This window comes from Halomonas huangheensis (assembly GCF_001431725.1).
GTDB classification, from domain to species: Bacteria; Pseudomonadota; Gammaproteobacteria; order Pseudomonadales; family Halomonadaceae; genus Halomonas; species Halomonas huangheensis.
The window spans coordinates 2,638,989-2,656,466 of the sequence record NZ_CP013106.1; the positions used below are offsets into that span (position 1 = coordinate 2,638,989).

The window sequence follows — 17,478 nt, forward strand, 5'->3', positions numbered from 1 at the left end:
TACCGTATCCTTATGCTCTCCAATATTCGTGTTGTTCTGGTCCAGACCTTTCATCCCGGCAATATCGGCTCGACAGCCCGAGCAATGAAGACCATGGGATTATCGGACCTGGTGTTGGTCAATCCTCGCGCCTTTCCGGACGACGAGGCGACACGACTGGCCGCAGGCGCTACAGATCTGATCGAATCCGCACGGGTCGTTACCGCTCTCGAGGATGCCGTGAGTGACTGTGTTCGTGTGGTGGGTGCCAGCGCTCGCCTGAGAAGCCTTCCCCTACCCCATTACGACGAGCCGGATGATATGGCCGCGGCGCTGGTGGAAGACTGTTTCCATGACAAGGTGGCGCTGGTCTTCGGCCGTGAGCGCTACGGACTCACCAATGAAGAGATTGCCTGCTGCAGCCACCAGGTGAGTATTCCTGCCAACCCGGACTATGGGATTCTCAATCTCGCTCAGGCGGTTCAGGTGCTGGCCTGGGAAATACGCCGTACCTGGCGACGCCATCCCCAGGGAGCTGCCTGCGTCAACCGCACCGCCGAAGAACGCTCTCCAACACGCGAGCAGATGATTCACTTCCAGGAGCATCTCAGCCGTATCATGCAGCGCAGTGGATTCATCACCCAACCACATGCACGCACCGAAGCACAACTGCAGGCCTTGTTCGCCCGTGCAGAGCCCACGCGCAAGGAGCTCTCCCTACTGCGTGGGCTGCTGGCATCACTGGAAGGCCATATCGACCCGTAGTTCTCGCCCCGCTGGAGCCGGGCATCAGCCGAGGATGATATGCGGCAGGTAGCGTGAAAGGTCCTGGGTGATTGCGGAGCTATCCTCACGCAACGAGATTCCCGCTGGCTGGTCGTCGATCAGCCAGGAGCCGATCAGGGTATGATTGCCGGCAAACTTCGGCAATGGGCAGTATGCCTGATAGATGAAACCTTCCTCACCATAGGGGCCGCCGGACGCTGCCACTTCCTCGCCATCGAGATGGATGCTGATGTTCGCGCCCTCACGAGCAAAGATCGGCTTCTTGACGAAGCGCGTCATGCTGCTCGAGGCAAGATCTTCCTCGAAATATGACGGCAGCAGATTGGGATGCCCGGGGAACATCTTCCACAGCAACGGCAACAGCGCCTTGTTGGACAACAACGCTTTCCAGGGCGGTTCCAACCAGCTGGTTCCGGTTCGTGGCAGCAGCCCGGCATATTCCTCGCGGAGCATGAACTCCCAGGGATAGAGCTTGAAGATCCAGCGAATGACTCGGTTATCAAGGTCGGTGAAGAGGTCACCCTCGCCGTGGCCTATATCCTCGATATAGACAAAGCGTGTCGGAATGCCGGCCTCATTGGCACAATCCTCCAGATACTGCACGGTGCCGCGATCTTCTTCAGTATCCTTGCAGCAGGCGAGATGCAATGTCTCACCGGGATGATAGCGGCGCAGCTCGGCAAAGCGGTTGACCAGCTTCTCCTGTACCGACGTGAACTGATCCGCCGAGCGCGGGATATCGCCGTTGTTGACCTTATCCTCAAGCCATAGCCACTGCCAGAAGCCGGTCTCGTAAAGGCTGGTCGGAGTATCAGCGTTGTTCTCGTAGAGTTTCGCGGGTCCATCGCCGGAATACGCGAGATCCAGCCGTGAATAGAGGCTACGTTCACCTGCGTGCCAGGAGTTAGCCACCAGATCCCAGTGCTGTTGCGGGATGCGGAAGCGATGCATCAACTCATCGTCGCCGACCACACGCTCAACCACGGCAAGGCACATCTGGTGCAGCTCCGCCGTGGGTTCCTCTAGGTCTTCCTCGATCTGCTTGAGAGAGAATTGGTAATAAGCACTTTCATCCCAGTAGGCCTCGCCATGCATGGTATGAAAGTGAAAACCGAACTCGCGTGCCCGGTCACGCCAACCGGGCCGCTCGCGACTGATGAGACGAATCACGTCCTAGCCACCCCAACTGCGTGACCGAGAGGAACTACTGCTACCGCCGAAGTTCGATTTTGCCGCGACTACGGAACCGAACCCGCCGCGCGACATGGTCCGGCTCACCGCCGGCTTGGGCTTGAACAGGTCGTTATCGACGGAGACCCGCCCCTGACGCCCATTGCCGAATACCCGGCCATCCACCGTTGACCACTTGCCATAGACCGGGGAACGCATATAACGCGAGGTGTAGAGCGCCGAGGACTGATAGCGATTGCCATCCAACGCTCTGGCGAACAGGAAGCCGGCCATGGCCGGAACAAACCAGGAACCGTTGCTGTCCTGCGGTTGATAGGTCCTACAGCTGTCCTGACCAAAATCCGACTCGCAGGCCAGTTGCGAGTCGTAGCGCGGGCCACTGGTCGCCGCCTCCGACAGTGCACTCTCATAGGCAGTCTGGCATTGCTCGGCGAGCTCGGGGTTGGCGTCAATGCAGTCATTCACGTCGTTGTAGACCGTCGCTTCACGACTATCACTACAACCCGATACGGCGACTGCAATCGCTGCCACCAGTGTCAGACGACGAGGTTCCACAGGTGCCTTGCGCATCCGCTCCAGATTGATCGATGCTGTGCGTTTCATCGCTATCCCCTCAATACGTCATGCAGGCAGCGTTGAGCAGACCCACAGCAATCGATACCCCACACAACACAACACCAGCAGGAATCTCGTTATCGTTGATACGCTGCACGATGCGCGGCATGAGCAGGAAGCGAACCAGCGCGAAGGCCAGCACCTGAGCCACCAACGCCACAACACCCCAGATAACGAAATCCACCAGCCCTACGGAATTCGCGGCAGCACTGGCCAATGCCAATGCAAAGCCCACTACGGCACCGACAAGACCGAGAGCCGCAGCAGTGTTATTGCCTTCCTTGACCAGCTTCCATTCATCGTGCGGGGTGACGAAGGTGTAGACGTACTTGAACACCACCAACATCACCAGTGAGATCGCAAAATAGAGGGCAAAGCTCAGCAGGCCTGCCAGTGATGAAGAGAGATCGACCATAATATTCCTTCCCTGTCATTGACTTCTGAATGGAGAACCACGGCTGGCAGTATTCGCAACCCGCCATGTTTTCCGCGCAGGTTCTCCGGTGTCATCGTGTTGTGTGTGGCTTGAGTTGCTTCTCAGCAGCGTGCATGTCAGATGAAGGTAAGATCGGCTGGCTCGATATCGAATCCCGTGCTGATGACCAGGCAACGATCGAGGCGATTGTCCACCAGCCTTTCCTCACCCACTTGCATCAGATACTCGAACCGCTGATGCGCCATCTCACGCTCATAGAGCATCGCAAACTGATCTGTGGATGACGTATTGCCTTCGGCATTCCAGGTCGTTTCGGTCATTGCCACCGGCGGTGATGCGTCACCGGTGCCCTCCCAGACCCGCTGCCATTCTCTATCCTCGAACGTCAGTTTCGGCTGGCTGATACCTGCCGCCAGTAACTGGTTCCAGTCAGCGTCCGAGCCCACGCCTTTCGTCTCGTAGAAATACCAGAGTTTGACGTCTCGAATGTCGCTTTCGCTTCCCCCACCGTCCAGCAATACCTGTAGAAAGGCATCGTCGTCGGTGTAGAAACGCAGCACCCGACTATTGGCATCCAGCTTGACCTCACCAACCGCCTGAATGATCTGGTGGCTCGCCATGCCTTCGGGAATCACCTCAGGCTCGATCAGGCGCAGTTTCAACTCATCCAGTGAAAAGCTACCGCCGAGATGCAATCCCATGACTTCCGGAGCGCGCTCCTGCTCAGTTGTTGCCTGACGCTTACCGAACAGCCGCTCAAACATCGCTCAGCTCCCAGTCGAAGTCGTTGATACGCTCGTCGGCGATATAGTAGATAACCGCCCCTGGCTCCACTTCTCGCGAGAATGCTGGATTGATGTCGACTGGCTGGAGCCGTTTCGCAGAGACTCCGATGATGGTCGCCTCGTAGCGCTCCTTGAAGGCCAGGAACAATTGCCGCAATACCACCTTGCGGCTACCGCCATACTCGATGGAATACTGGGTCATTCCCTTGTCGACACTGAGCAGCTCATGCAGTACCGCGCTGGAACCCGGGTCCATCGCTGATTTGGCAAGCATTTCGGTGGCCACCGATGGCATCGCTTCAATATTCGGGAGATGGCGCTTGAGCAATTGCCCCATGCCCTCGTTGTTGAAGTAGGTGATGACATGCGCATCAGGGTTGGCATTACAGACATACAATGCTGCCGACGAAGTCACATCATCGTCCTGGCAGTCGATGATGATTCGTGACGCCGTGCTGACGCAAGCGCGCTTCATATCCTCATCATGGGTAAAGCTCGAAACCCGTACAAAGCCGATGAGATCCGGCATCGGGTTCTCCATCTCGGCCCTCACGCACAGCGCTACCTGGCACTTCTCGGAGTGGTATTCGAGCTCGCGCAACAACAGCTTGAGCAGCTGCAATGTATGTTCCTCATGCCAGCCAATCACCAGAATATGCTGGTTGTAATCGAGAGACTTTAAACCCTGCACACCCTTTCTCCATTGGAAGGAAAGATAAGCCGCCACACGCCCCAGCAGCAGGCCAAAGAGTCCGAGCCCCAGCGGAATGACGAAGAAGGAAACCGCCAGGCGCCCTGCTGAGCTGACGGGCGACATGTCTCCATAACCAACGGTCGAGGCAGTGACAACAATCCAGTAAATGAAATTGTCGAGTCTGACAATGTCAGACTCTCCACTGAGCCACATCAATATCCAACTGACCACCAGGTAAAACAACAGCGCCAGTAGCAGGTTATGCCACTTGAGCTCAATAAAGTGCCGGACCAGTACCCGCCTCAGTCTGAGCAGAATATGCATATCGACCGTTACTTCCCGAGGATTCTGGAGAGCTCATCATCTGCATTGGTATTGCCGCCCTTGATGCCAGCCTGTGCCAGACGCTGTTCCAGGGCATCACCAGATTCCTCTGATGCCAACTCGGAAGCCGCTTCCAACTCGGCCTGACGCTGGGTCTGACGCTGCTTGATACGGTCGAGTGACTCGGCTGCAGTCTTCATGCGGCTGTTGGCGCCAAGGTGCCGTGACGACACGGAAGTCTGCGCCTTCTGTACCGACTCATTGGCCTTGACGATATCAACCTGCTGTTCCATGCGACGCAGATTGTCCTTGGCCTGACGAATGTTGCTGCGCAGTGTCTTCTCGGACTGACCAAACTGATCAGAGAACTTCTGCTCTGCATCAAGCTGACCCCGTAGCTCAACGACCTTGCTGGCACATTCCAGCGCCAGATCATTGTCGCCCTTGGTGCTGGCAGCTTGGGCATGATCTTCATACTCGGCAATCGAGTTCTTGAGACTTGCCACCTTCTGGTCGGCCAGCTTGCGCTTGGCAATGATCTGGGTCAGGGAGTGATCCGAGCGACGCAGCTCTTCCTTCGCTTCACGAATCTCCTGGTCGAGGATCCTCAGCGCCTGACCGTCGGCAACGTTCTCCGCCGCGTCATTCACGCCACCCCTTACCGCGGTAAAAAGCTTCTTCCATACGCTCATGTCTGATGTATCTCCGATCAATTCAGGTATTCGGCGTAGGCCTGCAGAAGTACCGGCACATTGGCGAACAGCGTCTCGACCTCGAGGAGCACACTGTCTTCCGTTGAGCGCGCTGACAGCGCACCAAAGGCCATGTAATAGCTCTGCCCTTCGATGGCGGTAATCGCAACAGTGGTCAGGGGCACAAACTGATGGGTACGCAGAATCTGCTCATTGAGGGCGGCCACATCCGTTACCGTGTCCGTTGCAAACAGTAGTGTCTCGACCAGGATCTGGTCGCCGCTGATGGCCACATAGGCATCCAGGCCATCCTCGTCGGTAATACTCAGGCAGTCGCCGTCGATGCTGACATTCCAATTGGCATTGCTCGACAGACACTTGCTCAGGGATTCCAGCTCCCAGGCCATGATGAGTCGCTCCCTTCCATGATTTCGTCAATACAGGGCCAGATGATGGCCCGATACACTCGTCATACGGTGTTGAGTTACAGCGCCGCCAGGTCAGCCAGCACCGAGTGGATCAGTGAGGCATAACGAGCCGCCAGCCGTAGATGTCCGCTATTCGGCTCTTTCATATCTCCGCTCTACCATATCATTCATTGGCACTGCAGGAGCGGCGGTTCAATGAACCCATTGACCAGCAGGTGTCTACTGGAACAGACACCTGCGACCTTTGTATATGTATTGGCTACAAATCGCAACATACCGACCGTTGGTCTGTCCGAGGTGTTCAGGCACCTGCAACACCTGATGGATATCCTTGATCCGGGCGTCCATCAGAAGCAGGATGGTTTCATCTGCATGGCACGAGAAAATCAATGGATATGACTGTCTTTCCTCTTCCCCTCAGAACAGAGCGGTTGGTGCTTCGCCCTTTCGTGGCAGAAGATTTTCCATCCTATGCGGACTACCACTCGCGCCAGCAAGTCTATCAATACCTCTATACCCGTCCTCCTGCAGGATACGCGTTGAGAGAACAGTTCAATGAGGTCATCAATAATGTGCTGGCCGATGACGGCAGTGCCTTTCACCTGGCGGTCACCAACGAGAGCGAAGAAATTGTTGGCGAGGTGATATTGAAACTGGCCAACAAGGAAGCTCGCCAGGCGGAAGTTGGCTATATCTTTCATCCGGAACATGCCGGCAAAGGGTACGCCACGGAGGCCGTCAGGGCGATCATCGACCTGGGATTCAGGCATTTGGACTTTCATCGGATATTCGCCCGTCTCGACACCCAAAACCTTGGCTCAGTTGGTGTTGTGGAGCGCCTGGGCCTGCGTCGTGAAGCCCATCTAGTGGAAAATGACTGCTTCAACGGCGCATGGGGAGATGAGTATATTTATGCGATTCTGTCTAGAGAGTGGAACCAGCACCATGGCCCTGAATGACAACGCCCATACCTGAGGCATGGGCGTTGCAATCGATATCGCATTCACTGGCCGATGATCAAAGGGCCATGGCCGCTGCCCAGCCAAATGCGATCAAGGGTATGTTGTAGTGAAGGAAGGTCGGCACCACGCTGTCCCAGATATGGTCATGCTGGCGGTCGACGTTGAGCCCCGACGTCGGGCCGAGAGTCGAATCTGACGCCGGCGACCCGGCATCCCCCAGCGCAGCTGCGGTGCCCACCAGCGCCACTGTCGCGAGTGGCGAAAAGCCGAATTCGATGGCCATCGGCACGAACAGCGCCGCGATGATCGGAATCGTCGAGAAGGAGGAGCCGATTCCCAGCGTAATGAACAATCCGACCAGCAACATCAGCAAGGCCGCGAGGCCGCGGTTGTCACCGATCACGTCAACACTGGTTGTCACCAGACTGGTCACATCCCCGGTCGCCTCCATCACCGCGGCGAAGCCGGAGGCCGAGATCATGATGAAACCGATCAGCGCCATCATGCGCATACCGCTGGTGAACAGGTCATCCGCCTCGCGCCATTTGAAGATGCCGCCAACCGACAACAGCGAGAAGCCGACAAGACCACCAAGAATCATCGAGCCGGTATACAGTTGGATCGCCAACGCGGCGATGATCGCCACCACCGACATTACCAGGCCCAGAGTATGGGGCTGAGACGGGGTTGAGTCACTGGACTCGCCATGAGCATGACCTTCTGCCAGCTCCGCCATCTCATAATCACGGGGGCGTCGATAACTGATGAATACCGCCACCAATAGCCCAAGAAACATGCCAGCCACCGGAACGCCCATCGCCACCGGCACCATGGAGCGATCGATCTCCAGCCCCAGCGCAGCCCCCGCATTATTGATGTTGGCCAGCAGAATGTCGTTGAGGAAGATGGCACCGAAGCCTACCGGCAACAACATATACGGAGCGGTCAGACCGAAGGTCAAGGCACAGGCCACCGCACGACGGTCCATGCGTAGCTGGTTCATGACCTTGAGCAGCGGCGGAATCAGTATCGGGATAAAGGCGATATGTACCGGAATCAGATTCTGGGAGGAGATGGCTACCAGCAGCACACTACCCAACAACAGATACTTGACAGTGGCTTGACGTGATGCCGAAGTCCCCATCCCCAGCATGCGGATCAATCGATTGGCCAACAGATCCGGCAGTCCCGAGCGCGAGATAGCGACAGCAAAAGCGCCTAGCGTCGCGTACGCCAATGCGACCTTGGCACCATTACCTACCCCATCGTTGAAGGCCGCAAGGGTATCCTCGATAGACAGGCCACCCACCAGGCCGCCGACCAAAGCACCGACAACGAGCGCCAGCACCACAGAGACTCTAGCCAGCGATAGACCAACCATCACCAGCACAGCAATTATGACAGCATTCATGGAGTGTCCAACTTTCACCTGGGCGGGCAGTCGGCAAGCGGCCAGGGCAATCAACCAGCCTGTCTGCACCGCGCTTGATTGTCCTTGAGCGATGAATGCTCTGGATCTGCTCGCCAATGACGCTTTCGCGCACTGGAGCACAGATGCAAAGCGGCAGAGATGATAGCAGAAACGCCAGCTCGGGACTCTCCCGGAAACACGCCAGGAATATGCCACAAAAATGTCATTTAAATGATACGTCGCCGTCATCCAGGTGGGAGACACTCTACTCGTGCCATCAGGAGGCACTGGCAAGGGACACTGCCCCCGTACGTCAGGGATGCGATGACGCTGGAAGCGTCATAGGGAGAACAGCGTCGGGATGACGCTTCAGGGAGGAACCTGCCCATTTCACGCCACGGCAATTTGCCGTGGCGTTTTTCATCGAGTTCGAGCCTGTAAATGAATCTGTGACTCTGAGTTCAATCTTTTGCGGTTGCGAGACTTTCCCAGACTTCAATCGCTGCAGCCAGATCCTCGAGTGACGCTCCTACCGACTTGAAGACAGTAATTGCCTGCGGCGAGGAACGACCGGCCTTCTCCCCATGCAGCAATTCCGCCAGCTCAGCACGTACATCCTGTCGGGCAAACTCACCTTCATCGATGGCCTGGAGAATATCGCCAGCCTCACCGAAGGCGCCAGCATAGGTATCGACAAACACCTCGCTCCGGGTCAGGCAGCGTGCATCCGTCTCGCGCATCGAGTGTCGGAAGGCGCCAATCAGATCCAGATGGCAGCCCTCACGAAGCCAGTCACCATGGATAAGTGGCTCGGTCGATAGCGTGACGCAACTGATGATATCGGCTTCGGCGCAGGCACTCTGCAGATCCGACACCACCTCGCAGTCGAAACGCTGACAATACTCCTCGACCACGGCTTGAGCACGGGCCTGATTGCGTCCCCAGACCCGTACCCGGCGAATCGGGCGCACAGCCGCATGCGCCTCGATCACCATCGGTGCCAGTTTGCCTGTGCCCACCACCAGCAGCGTCTCGGCATCCTCGCGCGCCAGTTCGCGTGCTGCCAATGCCGATGCCGCCGCGGTGCGACGTCGCGTCAGTTCCGCACCATCAATGGCCGCCAATGGTTGCCCATGGCGCCCTTCGCTGAGCAGATAGACTCCGGATATGGCTGGAATGCCGTGATCGGCATTCTGTGGGAAGACGTTGACCATCTTGACACCGATATAACCACGCTCTTCGCCACGCCCCGGCTCCCAGGCTGGCATCAGCAGCATCGTCGCTTCACCATCGGGTTGCTGCATGGTGTGATGGTGCCGTGGAGGAGACTCCACTCCCTGGCGAAATGTCGCTGCGAGGCGCTCAACCAGCGCCTGCCAGTTCAGCCTTCGAGCGACTTCCTCTGCGGCAATCAACTGCATATCAGCCCTCCGGCAACGCCGCTATGACCATGATTTCAACTTTCCACTCGGGCCTGGCCAACCGCGCCTCAGTGGCCGCGCGTACTGGTGGGCGTCCTGGCGCGACCCAGGCATCCCAGGCCGCATTCATCTCGTCAAAAGCAGCCATATCGGTCACCCATACCTGGGCGGAAATCAGATGCTGCTTCGAAGTACCCGCCTGGGCCAGCAACTCGTCGATTCGCGCCAGCACCTGCTCAGTCTGGCCACGCATACCTTGAGAGGCGTCCGCCGGCACCTGTCCCGCGAGATAAACCGTACCGTTGTGTACCGCGATCTGGCTCATGCGCTGGTTACTGTCATGAAGGGTTGGTGACATCTTCTTCTCCTTGTTGAAGTGGGGTCCGGACTCAGTACCCCGAATCGTGCCTACTCATGGCAGGCTGCCTGTTCACACCTGAATTACGCTGATCAACACCACTATCCCATCTACTCTGCAGTGCAGCCGGCAGTGAAGCCGCTCATGAATGCTGCCAGATTATGACTCAAGGCCGGAGTCGGGTATCCACCTTCCTGCACCAATACCGTCGGCAGTCCCAGTTCACCGATCTGACGTCCAATGGTAATGAAGTCCTGCGTCTCCAACTGCAGTCCGGCCAGGGGGTCATCCTTGTGTGCATCCAGTCCCAACGCCACGACCAGGGCCTCGGGACGGAAGCTCGCCATGCGCTCGATCAGTTGCTCGAGGCCTTGGCGAAAGGCATCAATACCACTCCCCAGCGCAAGCGGCACGTTCACGTTGGCGCCCTCTCCAGGCCCCGAGCCGTGTTCCTCTGCCGCTCCCCAGAAGAACGGATAGAAATCCCTGGTATCGGCATGCAGTGACCCGGTCCATACATCCGCGCGTTCGTAGAAGATATCCTGAGTCCCGTTGCCGTGGTGCAGGTCGACATCAAGAATCGCCACCCGAGACACCTGCTCACGCAGCACGGTTGCAGCCAGCGCCGAGTTATTGATGAAGCAGAAACCACCGGCACGGTCCGGTCCGGCATGATGACCCGGTGGACGACACAGCGCGTAGGCGCAGCGTGCTCCACCAGCGACACTCTCCGCAGCAGCCTGAGCCGTCGCGGCACTGGCCAGGATGCCGCGGAAACTACCCTCGGTCATCGGGCACGCCATATCATGCAAATGCCAGCCCACCTGGCCCACCGGATGGCGTGGATATTGTCGACCTCCACCGCAGGGATGAACGTTGGGCGCGACAATACTCGAGGCGTTGTCCATGGCGCTCCAGCGCGAGTGAATGGTCTCGAGAAACGTCAGGTAGCGTTCGCTATGAATCCTTTCCAACCGGCCACGCAGTTCGGGATTGTCCACGGTTGCTGGCGTGCTCAACGCCAGCCCTGCCTCGGCCACACCTTCCATCAACAACTCTGCACGCTGAGGACCTTCCGGTGACGCAACGATGGCGCCTCGGCTGAGGAACTGCGGTGGAGCATGGCACTCCTGATCCGGATGGTAGAACAGCTTCATGTTGCTTGATCTCCGTTGGTGATGTTCTTCTCGAGTATCGTCGATTAATCCAACAGCGAAGGAATCCATGTCGAAAGGCTCGGAACGCCGGCCAGCAGCACCACTACCACGATGAATGCCGTGTAGAACGGTAATGATGCAACGATTGCCTTCTCATAGGGAACCTGTGCGATCCTCGCCGCCGTCATCAAGGTCATACCCACCGGTGGCGTTACGTTGGCGATGTTGAGGGTAACGATCATGACAATTGCGAAATGCAGTGGATCAAACCCGAGGCTGACCATCGCCGGAACTACCACCGGGCCAATCACCACCAGTGCGGGCAGCACGTCCATCACCGTGCCGATAATGATCAACAACAGACACACCAGCAGGATCTGCACGAAGGCCACGTCACTGAGGACAGTGATCAGGGATGCCGCGTCCCTGGCAATGCCGGAGCGCGTCACAAACCAGCCAAGCACCGCAGACGTTGCGAGCAGGAAGAACACCACGCCGGAGAACTTCACAGTGGTCACCAACGCATCCATCACTTTGGCCAGGGTGAGGTTGCGATAGAACAGCATGCCAATCACGATCGCGTACACCGCTGCGAACCCGGAAGCTTCGGTGATCGTGGTCATACCGGACAGGATGCCCCCGAGAATGATCAGCGGTACCAGCATCGCCGGCAATGCCGAGAAAAAGGCCAGCAGCGCGACACGTAACGGCGTCGGTGCCTGCTTTGGATAGCCGCGACGCCATGCCAGGAAGCCACTGGTGGCCAGCAAGGCAAGCGTCATCAGCACACCCGGTATGATGCCGCCCGCAAAGAGGTCGATCACCGACACATCCCGCAACAGGGTGGCGTAGACCACCATCACCACGCTGGGAGGGATGATCGGGCCGATGATCGACGAACAGGCGGTAATCGCAGCGGCATATTCGGCATCATATCCCTGACGCTTCATCTCGGGGATCATGATCTTGCCGATGGCTACCGTGTCGGTAATCGCCGCCCCGGTCAGTCCGGCAAAGAACAGCGACACCGTCACATTGACATGCGACAAGGCCCCCCGCACCCGACCGAACAACGCATTGTTGAAGGCGATCAACTTTTGCGTCAGACCTCCCTGGTTCATCAATTCGGCAGTGAAGATGAAATATGGCACGGCGATCAACATGTAACCGGACACGCCAGAGAACATGCGATCCGCGATAATTCCCACCAGGCGTTCACCGCCTAGTTCATATACTCCGGCAACCCCCGATACAGCCATTACCACAGCGACAGGGGCGCCTATCGCCAACACCACAATGAAGGCCAGGATAGCAGCGGTCATGAGCGAGTCTCCTCGACAACGGCCCCACTTTCCGCACTGGACAGCACTTCATCGATGATGGCGTTGTCATCGGTAAAGTGTTCCAGCAGACGGAAGCCCTGCGTCAGATGCAGCAGCATGATGGCACCACTGAGGGGCACCGCGAAGGTCGTCCACTTGTAGGAAATCTGGATGGTGTCCGACACCATGTAACTCTGTCGCGAATGGATGAAGAAATCCCAGCCATACACCATCATCAACACGGAGAGGCTGGCTATCACCATCAATGTTGCTACTGCAGCCACCACCACGAGCGGGCGCGGCAGGCACTTGACCATCAGCGTCATCGCCACATGTTCTCCAGAGTGCAAGGCGATGGTTGAGGAAATCAGGCCAATCCAGGGCAGGAACAACCGTGCCAGCGAGTACGTCCAGCTCAGCGCACCGCCGGTGAACAATGTATAGAGAAAGCCAGTGAAGGAAATTCCCAACATGGCAAGCACACAGCCTATGCAGAACACGATCGCGAGACGATTGACGCCATCACTCAGACGTTGAAGCAAACGGACTAGAGGCATGGGAAGAATGACTCACGCAATGGGCATGGAAAAATACCCGGACGCCACCACCGACGCCCGGGTCTGGTCATCACTGACCGTAACGCTGATAGGCTTGCTGCGGCAGTGACTCACGCAGTGAATCCACCTGTGCCAGCAGGTCATCGATCAACTGTGCATCGAGCCCGAAGTCATCGACGATCCAGCTTTTCCAGGCCGGACGAGCGGCCTCGGACATACGTTGACGCTCCTCGATCGGCATGATGTAGCACTCGCTGAACTTCTCGCAGGAAGCCTGCCAACTGCCGGTGGCCAGCATTGCCGATGCACCATGGCTCATGGCCACCGCTTCGCGCGCGGCATCGGTGATCACTCGCTGGTAATCCTCGGACAATTCCTGGAACCAGCTTTCGCTGACTACCCAACTGGCGCTGTTGTATACGTGTCCGGTCAAGGTGGTGTAGTCGGTCACTTCATCAAGGCCAAAGGTGGTGTTGATGACTGGCGCATTGAATTGACCATCGGCCAGCCCGGTCTCCAGCGCCGTGATCAACTCACCCCATGGCAAGGGTGTGGCCGAAGCCCCCAGCGCTTCCATGGTGGCGACGTGTGCGGGATTCTCCTCGGTGCGAATATTGAGCCCTTCCAGGTCCTCAACGGTCTTGATCAAACGCTCATTGTTGGTGAAGGCCACGAAGCCACCGCCATCATCGAAGGTACCGAGATAACGCATATCAGCCTGCTCAATGGCGCCGTGCATGAAGTCGGCGAACCATTCACCATCGAAGAAGGCCCACGCCTGACGCCAGTTATCGAACAGAAAAGGTGCGGTAACGGCCTGATATTCGGGATAGAACGATGACATGGCTCCGGAGGTGAGAACGGTCGACTGCAACGCACGTCCGCCTGACTGCACTTGTGAGCCGGTCTCAACCTCGGAGCCCATCTGACCACCGGGAAAGATCGTCACCACGACGTCGCCATCGGTACGGCTCTCGACCAGTTCCTTGAAGTGCACCAACGCCGGATAGATGCTGTTGTTGGTCATGCTTTCCGGGATCAGCGTGGCAATCGCCATTTCATGGCTCTGTGCCTGAGCCTGCCCTGCACCGCCTGCCAGGGCCAGCGGCAACATCGCCAATGCCAGCCAGCTCCGTCCGGCGATGGCGTGGCCTTTACCTTGCGTAGAAATCGGCATGACTGCCTCCTGTTGTCATTATTGTGGTGTGCTGGTTTGAATCGATCGTGTTGTCTTGAATCGTGTTGACGTGCACGGGCTGCACCCTGCACGACCTGTCATGTTGGTAGGGGGGGGGTAATCCCCTTGTCGTAATGATTGATCGGTCGTAATGATTGATCGGTCGTGATGATTGATCGGTCGTGATGATCTCTTTGTAATGATGATCTCTGAGCCTGGGTTGTCCTTGTCATTTTCGCTTGCCCGAGACTACGCAGGTCTTGCCTGAAACCAGGCATTTCGAGCACCGCTATCACCGGGACATACCGACAGGACATACCAGGCAACAGAACAGACGAGGAAATGAAGACACGCAAGAGCCACACCTCATCGCAGCGACGAGGCGTTTAATCGTTATGGATGTGATGTTGTGGAGCTCAGGCGCTACGGATGCGCATCATGCGTTGGGTCGAGGGCGCAAGCCCGAATTGACGGCGGTAGGCCCTGGAAAAGCTGCCTTGATCGCGAAAACCCACCTGGCTACCGATCTGACCAAGAGGTAGCTCACTATGCTCAATCAGTGCCTGAGCATGCATAAGTCTGCGCTGTTGCACATATGCCTGGGGTGTCATATCTGTCGCGAGACGAAAACAATGATGGAAATGACCCGGGCTCAGCGCGCACAGCCGGGCAAGATCAGCTACCCGAATGTCATCAGCGAGATGCTGATCTATCCAGCCATCAACGCGACGCAGGTCCAGGCGCCCGCTGACCGCATGCTGGTGACGCGGCATCAGTAACGCCGGCTTGTCTTCCTCAAGATGCAGGTAGAGCGCACGCAACAACAAGGCGGATATCTCGCTACTGAGCGTGGGGAACTGCTCGAACTGCTGCATCAGGCTACCGGTCATCAGCTGCAATCCAACCGGCACCGTAAAGAAACGTGGACGATCAAACAGGCGATCGACCAGCTCACTGCCTCCGCTATTGCCAGTGACCGGCACATCGAGAACGAAGGTCCGGTTGCAACCATCTCCAAGGTAATCGTGATGGTGATCACAGGGGATCAGGCAGCCACGCGCTTCCGTGATCTGGTCACCACAACCTTCTATGGCCAGCTCAGTGCTGCCACAGGTCGCGAGAATCAGTTGGTGATAGCGGTGAGTATGGGCGACATACTCATGGGCCAGAGTACGCGCCTGAAGATCAATGACAGACATGGAATCGCTCGCTGCGAGACTCGCGTATTGTCACGCCCTCCAACCATGCCGCGTTCAACCCGGGATGGCAAGGCCGTCCCACGAGCCACAATCACGGCGTTTCAACGCCTTGCTCACTGTTCGAACGCCTTGCTCACTACTCGAACACCCTGCTCACTACTCGAACACCCTGCTCACTGTGAAGGTATGTCGACACCGGCGCTGGTCTGGTCTGGACTGGCCGGTGTCGAACATATGGCTGGCGCGAGCGTTGAACAGGACAGGAACACGCCAGCGATACCGGAACTCAGCGCGACTCAGGCGTCGTTGAACCCCCGCAGGAACGCCGCCAGGTTGTGGCCAAGTGTGGCTGTCGGGTATCCCCCTTCCTGAACCAACAGCGTCGGTATCCCCAGTTCGCCGATCTGACGACCGATGGCGACAAAATCCTGGGTTTCCAATCCCATGCCCGCCAGTGGATCGTCCTTGTGGGCATTGAGACCCAGCGCAACGATCAACGCATCCGGGCTGAAACTGGCCATGGCGTCGATCAGTTGGTCGACACCCGACTGGAAAGCCTCGCCATCACTGCCCAGTGGCAACGGAATATTGAGGTTGGCACCATCTCCGGGGCCAATTCCGCGCTCCTCCGCGGTTCCCCAGAAGAACGGATAGAAGTCACTGGGATCGGCGTGCACCGAGCCGGTCCACACATCGCCGCGATCGTAGAATATCTCCTGGGTGCCATTACCATGACGTAAATCGATATCGAGAATCGCCACCTGGGAAAACTTCTCGCGCAGCACCACCGCCGCCAGCGCAGGATTATTGATGAAGCAGAACCCACCGGCACGGTCCGGGCCGGCATGGTGACCTGGCGGACGGCACAGGGCGTAGGCGGAACCAGCGCCATCGACGATGCTTTCCGCCGCCGCTTGAACGGTAGCCGCGCTGGCCAGAATCCCCTTGAAACTGCCTTCGGTCATCGGGCAGGCCATATCATGCAGGTGCCACCCTGCCTGCCCGGCGGGATGGCGTGGATAATGCTTGCCCGTGGTGGTGGGATGAACACTGGGCGCGACGATGTCACTACCATCCGACAAGTCATGCCAGCGATGATAGATCGTCTCGAGAAAGTCCAGGTAACGCTCGGTATGAATTTCCTTGAGCCGCTCGCGAAGTCTTGGGCTATCAATCTCTGTCGGCTCGGTCAATTCCAAGCCGGCTTCTGCCACCCCTTGCTTCAATAGCTCCGTCCGCCCATGCCCTTCAGGGGACTCGGCCAGTGCACCACGCCGGAAGAAATACGGCGGTGCATGACACTCCTGGTCGGGATGATAGAAAAGTTTCATCAGTTCTGGTCTCCTGTCAAAACGGTCCCTGTGCGTTGTCCCCAACTCGCGAGGACCAGGCGTCTCTCACCCCATTTCGAGGGTCAGCGGCTGTGACGACACAGGGATCCTTATTGATATTGCAGGAAAACCGGTCCGAAGTACCAGCATTGAATCATCAATCCTGCGCCAGTCAGGCACGGAGTCATGATCTGGCGCTGGCAGTCACAGCGTATTCTTATGGAGTCAAGACAGGCAGGATGTCAGACAGATAGCGCAACACCTGGTGCAACGGTTAGCGCAACTCTGGGGCAAACTGAACCGTCGTACGGGATCAGCAACGCCCCTTCTTCGCCTGTCCTGGCGGGCAGAAACCACCGCTGCTGCGATAGTAGCGGTCATCATGACGATGATCGTCATCGAGAATGATCAACGGCTCGGGGGTAATACGCGCCGGATGGTAACTACACCCCGCCGCCAGCAGTGCCAGGGCAATCAGGCCCAGAGACAATGGAATTCGCATGGTCTTCTCCTCATGGTAGATGTGCAGAGAATACCAATTTTTGCCGCATCCCCCATGTCGACACATGGAGACAGCTAGTGTCGGGAAAGGGAGACAGGACTGAAAAGAGAGAAGAAGTAAGAAGCAAGAAGCAAACGTCGAGCCTTGAGCA

The 17,478-nt window shown here is 57.5% G+C and carries 19 protein-coding genes; 2 read left to right on the forward strand and 17 right to left on the reverse strand.

Translation table 11 applies throughout. The features are described from left to right. Positions 1 to 12 precede the first annotated feature (12 nt). Positions 13 to 744: an RNA methyltransferase gene (locus AR456_RS11565; RefSeq protein ID WP_021817224.1), complete on the forward strand. Its 732-nt coding sequence runs from the start codon at positions 13 to 15 to the stop codon at positions 742 to 744. Positions 745 to 768: 24 nt separating this feature from the next. Here AR456_RS11565 and AR456_RS11570 read toward each other — a convergent pair whose 3' ends face one another. From AR456_RS11570 to AR456_RS11600, 7 genes are all read right to left on the reverse strand, one after another. Continuing rightward, positions 769 to 1,935, reverse strand: coding sequence for a glutathionylspermidine synthase family protein (locus AR456_RS11570; RefSeq protein WP_021817223.1), 1,167 nt, complete (start codon positions 1,933 to 1,935; stop codon positions 769 to 771). 3 nt (positions 1,936 to 1,938) lie between these two features. Next, positions 1,939 to 2,559, reverse strand: coding sequence for a DUF1190 domain-containing protein (locus AR456_RS11575; protein ID WP_021817222.1), 621 nt, complete (start codon positions 2,557 to 2,559; stop codon positions 1,939 to 1,941). A gap of 10 nt (positions 2,560 to 2,569) precedes the next feature. After that, the gene (locus AR456_RS11580; RefSeq protein ID WP_021817221.1) at positions 2,570 to 2,986 is read right to left on the reverse strand and encodes a DUF350 domain-containing protein; all 417 of its coding nucleotides are present in this window, start codon (positions 2,984 to 2,986) and stop codon (positions 2,570 to 2,572) included. A 137-nt stretch (positions 2,987 to 3,123) separates the two neighbouring features. Then, a complete protein-coding gene (locus AR456_RS11585; RefSeq protein WP_021817220.1) occupies positions 3,124 to 3,771 on the reverse strand; it encodes a YjfK family protein in 648 nt (215 codons plus the stop codon). Then, positions 3,764 to 4,810, reverse strand: coding sequence for a potassium channel family protein (locus tag AR456_RS11590; protein ID WP_021817219.1), 1,047 nt, complete (start codon positions 4,808 to 4,810; stop codon positions 3,764 to 3,766). Before AR456_RS11590 ends, AR456_RS11585 begins: the two co-directional genes overlap by 8 nt. 8 nt (positions 4,811 to 4,818) lie before the next feature. Further along, positions 4,819 to 5,502 (reverse strand): PspA/IM30 family protein, encoded by a 684-nt coding sequence (locus tag AR456_RS11595; RefSeq protein ID WP_031206908.1) that lies wholly within the window; start codon positions 5,500 to 5,502, stop codon positions 4,819 to 4,821. A 17-nt stretch (positions 5,503 to 5,519) separates the two neighbouring features. Further along, a complete protein-coding gene (locus AR456_RS11600) occupies positions 5,520 to 5,909 on the reverse strand; it encodes a DUF2170 family protein (RefSeq protein ID WP_021817217.1) in 390 nt (129 codons plus the stop codon). Between the two features lie 410 nt (positions 5,910 to 6,319). Here AR456_RS11600 and AR456_RS11610 point away from each other — a divergent pair, with 410 nt between their 5' ends. Beyond that, positions 6,320 to 6,889 (forward strand): GNAT family N-acetyltransferase, encoded by a 570-nt coding sequence (locus AR456_RS11610; protein ID WP_031206906.1) that lies wholly within the window; start codon positions 6,320 to 6,322, stop codon positions 6,887 to 6,889. A 58-nt stretch (positions 6,890 to 6,947) separates the two neighbouring features. On the opposite strand, the gene AR456_RS11615 is transcribed toward AR456_RS11610, so the two are convergent. The 10 genes from AR456_RS11615 to AR456_RS11660 all read right to left on the reverse strand — a co-directional run bounded on the left by AR456_RS11615 (position 6,948) and on the right by AR456_RS11660 (position 17,327). Then, a complete protein-coding gene (locus AR456_RS11615) occupies positions 6,948 to 8,303 on the reverse strand; it encodes a Na+/H+ antiporter family protein (RefSeq protein WP_031206904.1) in 1,356 nt (451 codons plus the stop codon). Between the two features lie 461 nt (positions 8,304 to 8,764). After that, positions 8,765 to 9,724, reverse strand: coding sequence for a bifunctional Delta(1)-pyrroline-2-carboxylate/Delta(1)-piperideine-2-carboxylate reductase (lhpI, locus tag AR456_RS11620; RefSeq protein ID WP_021817212.1), 960 nt, complete (start codon positions 9,722 to 9,724; stop codon positions 8,765 to 8,767). A 1-nt stretch (position 9,725) separates the two neighbouring features. Next, positions 9,726 to 10,082: a RidA family protein gene (locus AR456_RS11625; protein WP_021817211.1), complete on the reverse strand. Its 357-nt coding sequence runs from the start codon at positions 10,080 to 10,082 to the stop codon at positions 9,726 to 9,728. 110 nt (positions 10,083 to 10,192) lie between these two features. Continuing rightward, positions 10,193 to 11,239: a histone deacetylase family protein gene (locus AR456_RS11630; protein ID WP_021817210.1), complete on the reverse strand. Its 1,047-nt coding sequence runs from the start codon at positions 11,237 to 11,239 to the stop codon at positions 10,193 to 10,195. A gap of 44 nt (positions 11,240 to 11,283) precedes the next feature. Further along, positions 11,284 to 12,561: a TRAP transporter large permease gene (locus AR456_RS11635; RefSeq protein ID WP_021817209.1), complete on the reverse strand. Its 1,278-nt coding sequence runs from the start codon at positions 12,559 to 12,561 to the stop codon at positions 11,284 to 11,286. Continuing rightward, positions 12,558 to 13,118 (reverse strand): TRAP transporter small permease, encoded by a 561-nt coding sequence (locus tag AR456_RS11640; protein WP_021817208.1) that lies wholly within the window; start codon positions 13,116 to 13,118, stop codon positions 12,558 to 12,560. The genes AR456_RS11635 and AR456_RS11640 overlap by 4 nt, the downstream gene beginning before the upstream one ends. Before the next feature lie 70 nt (positions 13,119 to 13,188). Next, complete coding sequence (locus tag AR456_RS11645; protein WP_021817207.1) at positions 13,189 to 14,295, reverse strand: TRAP transporter substrate-binding protein; 1,107 nt, start codon at positions 14,293 to 14,295, stop codon at positions 13,189 to 13,191. 416 nt (positions 14,296 to 14,711) lie between these two features. Further along, positions 14,712 to 15,494 carry an AraC family transcriptional regulator gene (locus AR456_RS11650; protein WP_021817206.1) on the reverse strand — a complete coding sequence of 261 codons (783 nt, stop codon included), beginning with the start codon at positions 15,492 to 15,494 and terminating at the stop codon, positions 14,712 to 14,714. A 296-nt stretch (positions 15,495 to 15,790) separates the two neighbouring features. Continuing rightward, positions 15,791 to 16,825 (reverse strand): histone deacetylase family protein, encoded by a 1,035-nt coding sequence (locus AR456_RS11655; protein WP_021817205.1) that lies wholly within the window; start codon positions 16,823 to 16,825, stop codon positions 15,791 to 15,793. Between the two features lie 313 nt (positions 16,826 to 17,138). Then, entirely contained in the window at positions 17,139 to 17,327 is a 189-nt protein-coding gene (locus AR456_RS11660; RefSeq protein ID WP_021817204.1) for a hypothetical protein, read from the reverse strand. Positions 17,328 to 17,478: the final 151 nt, after the last annotated feature.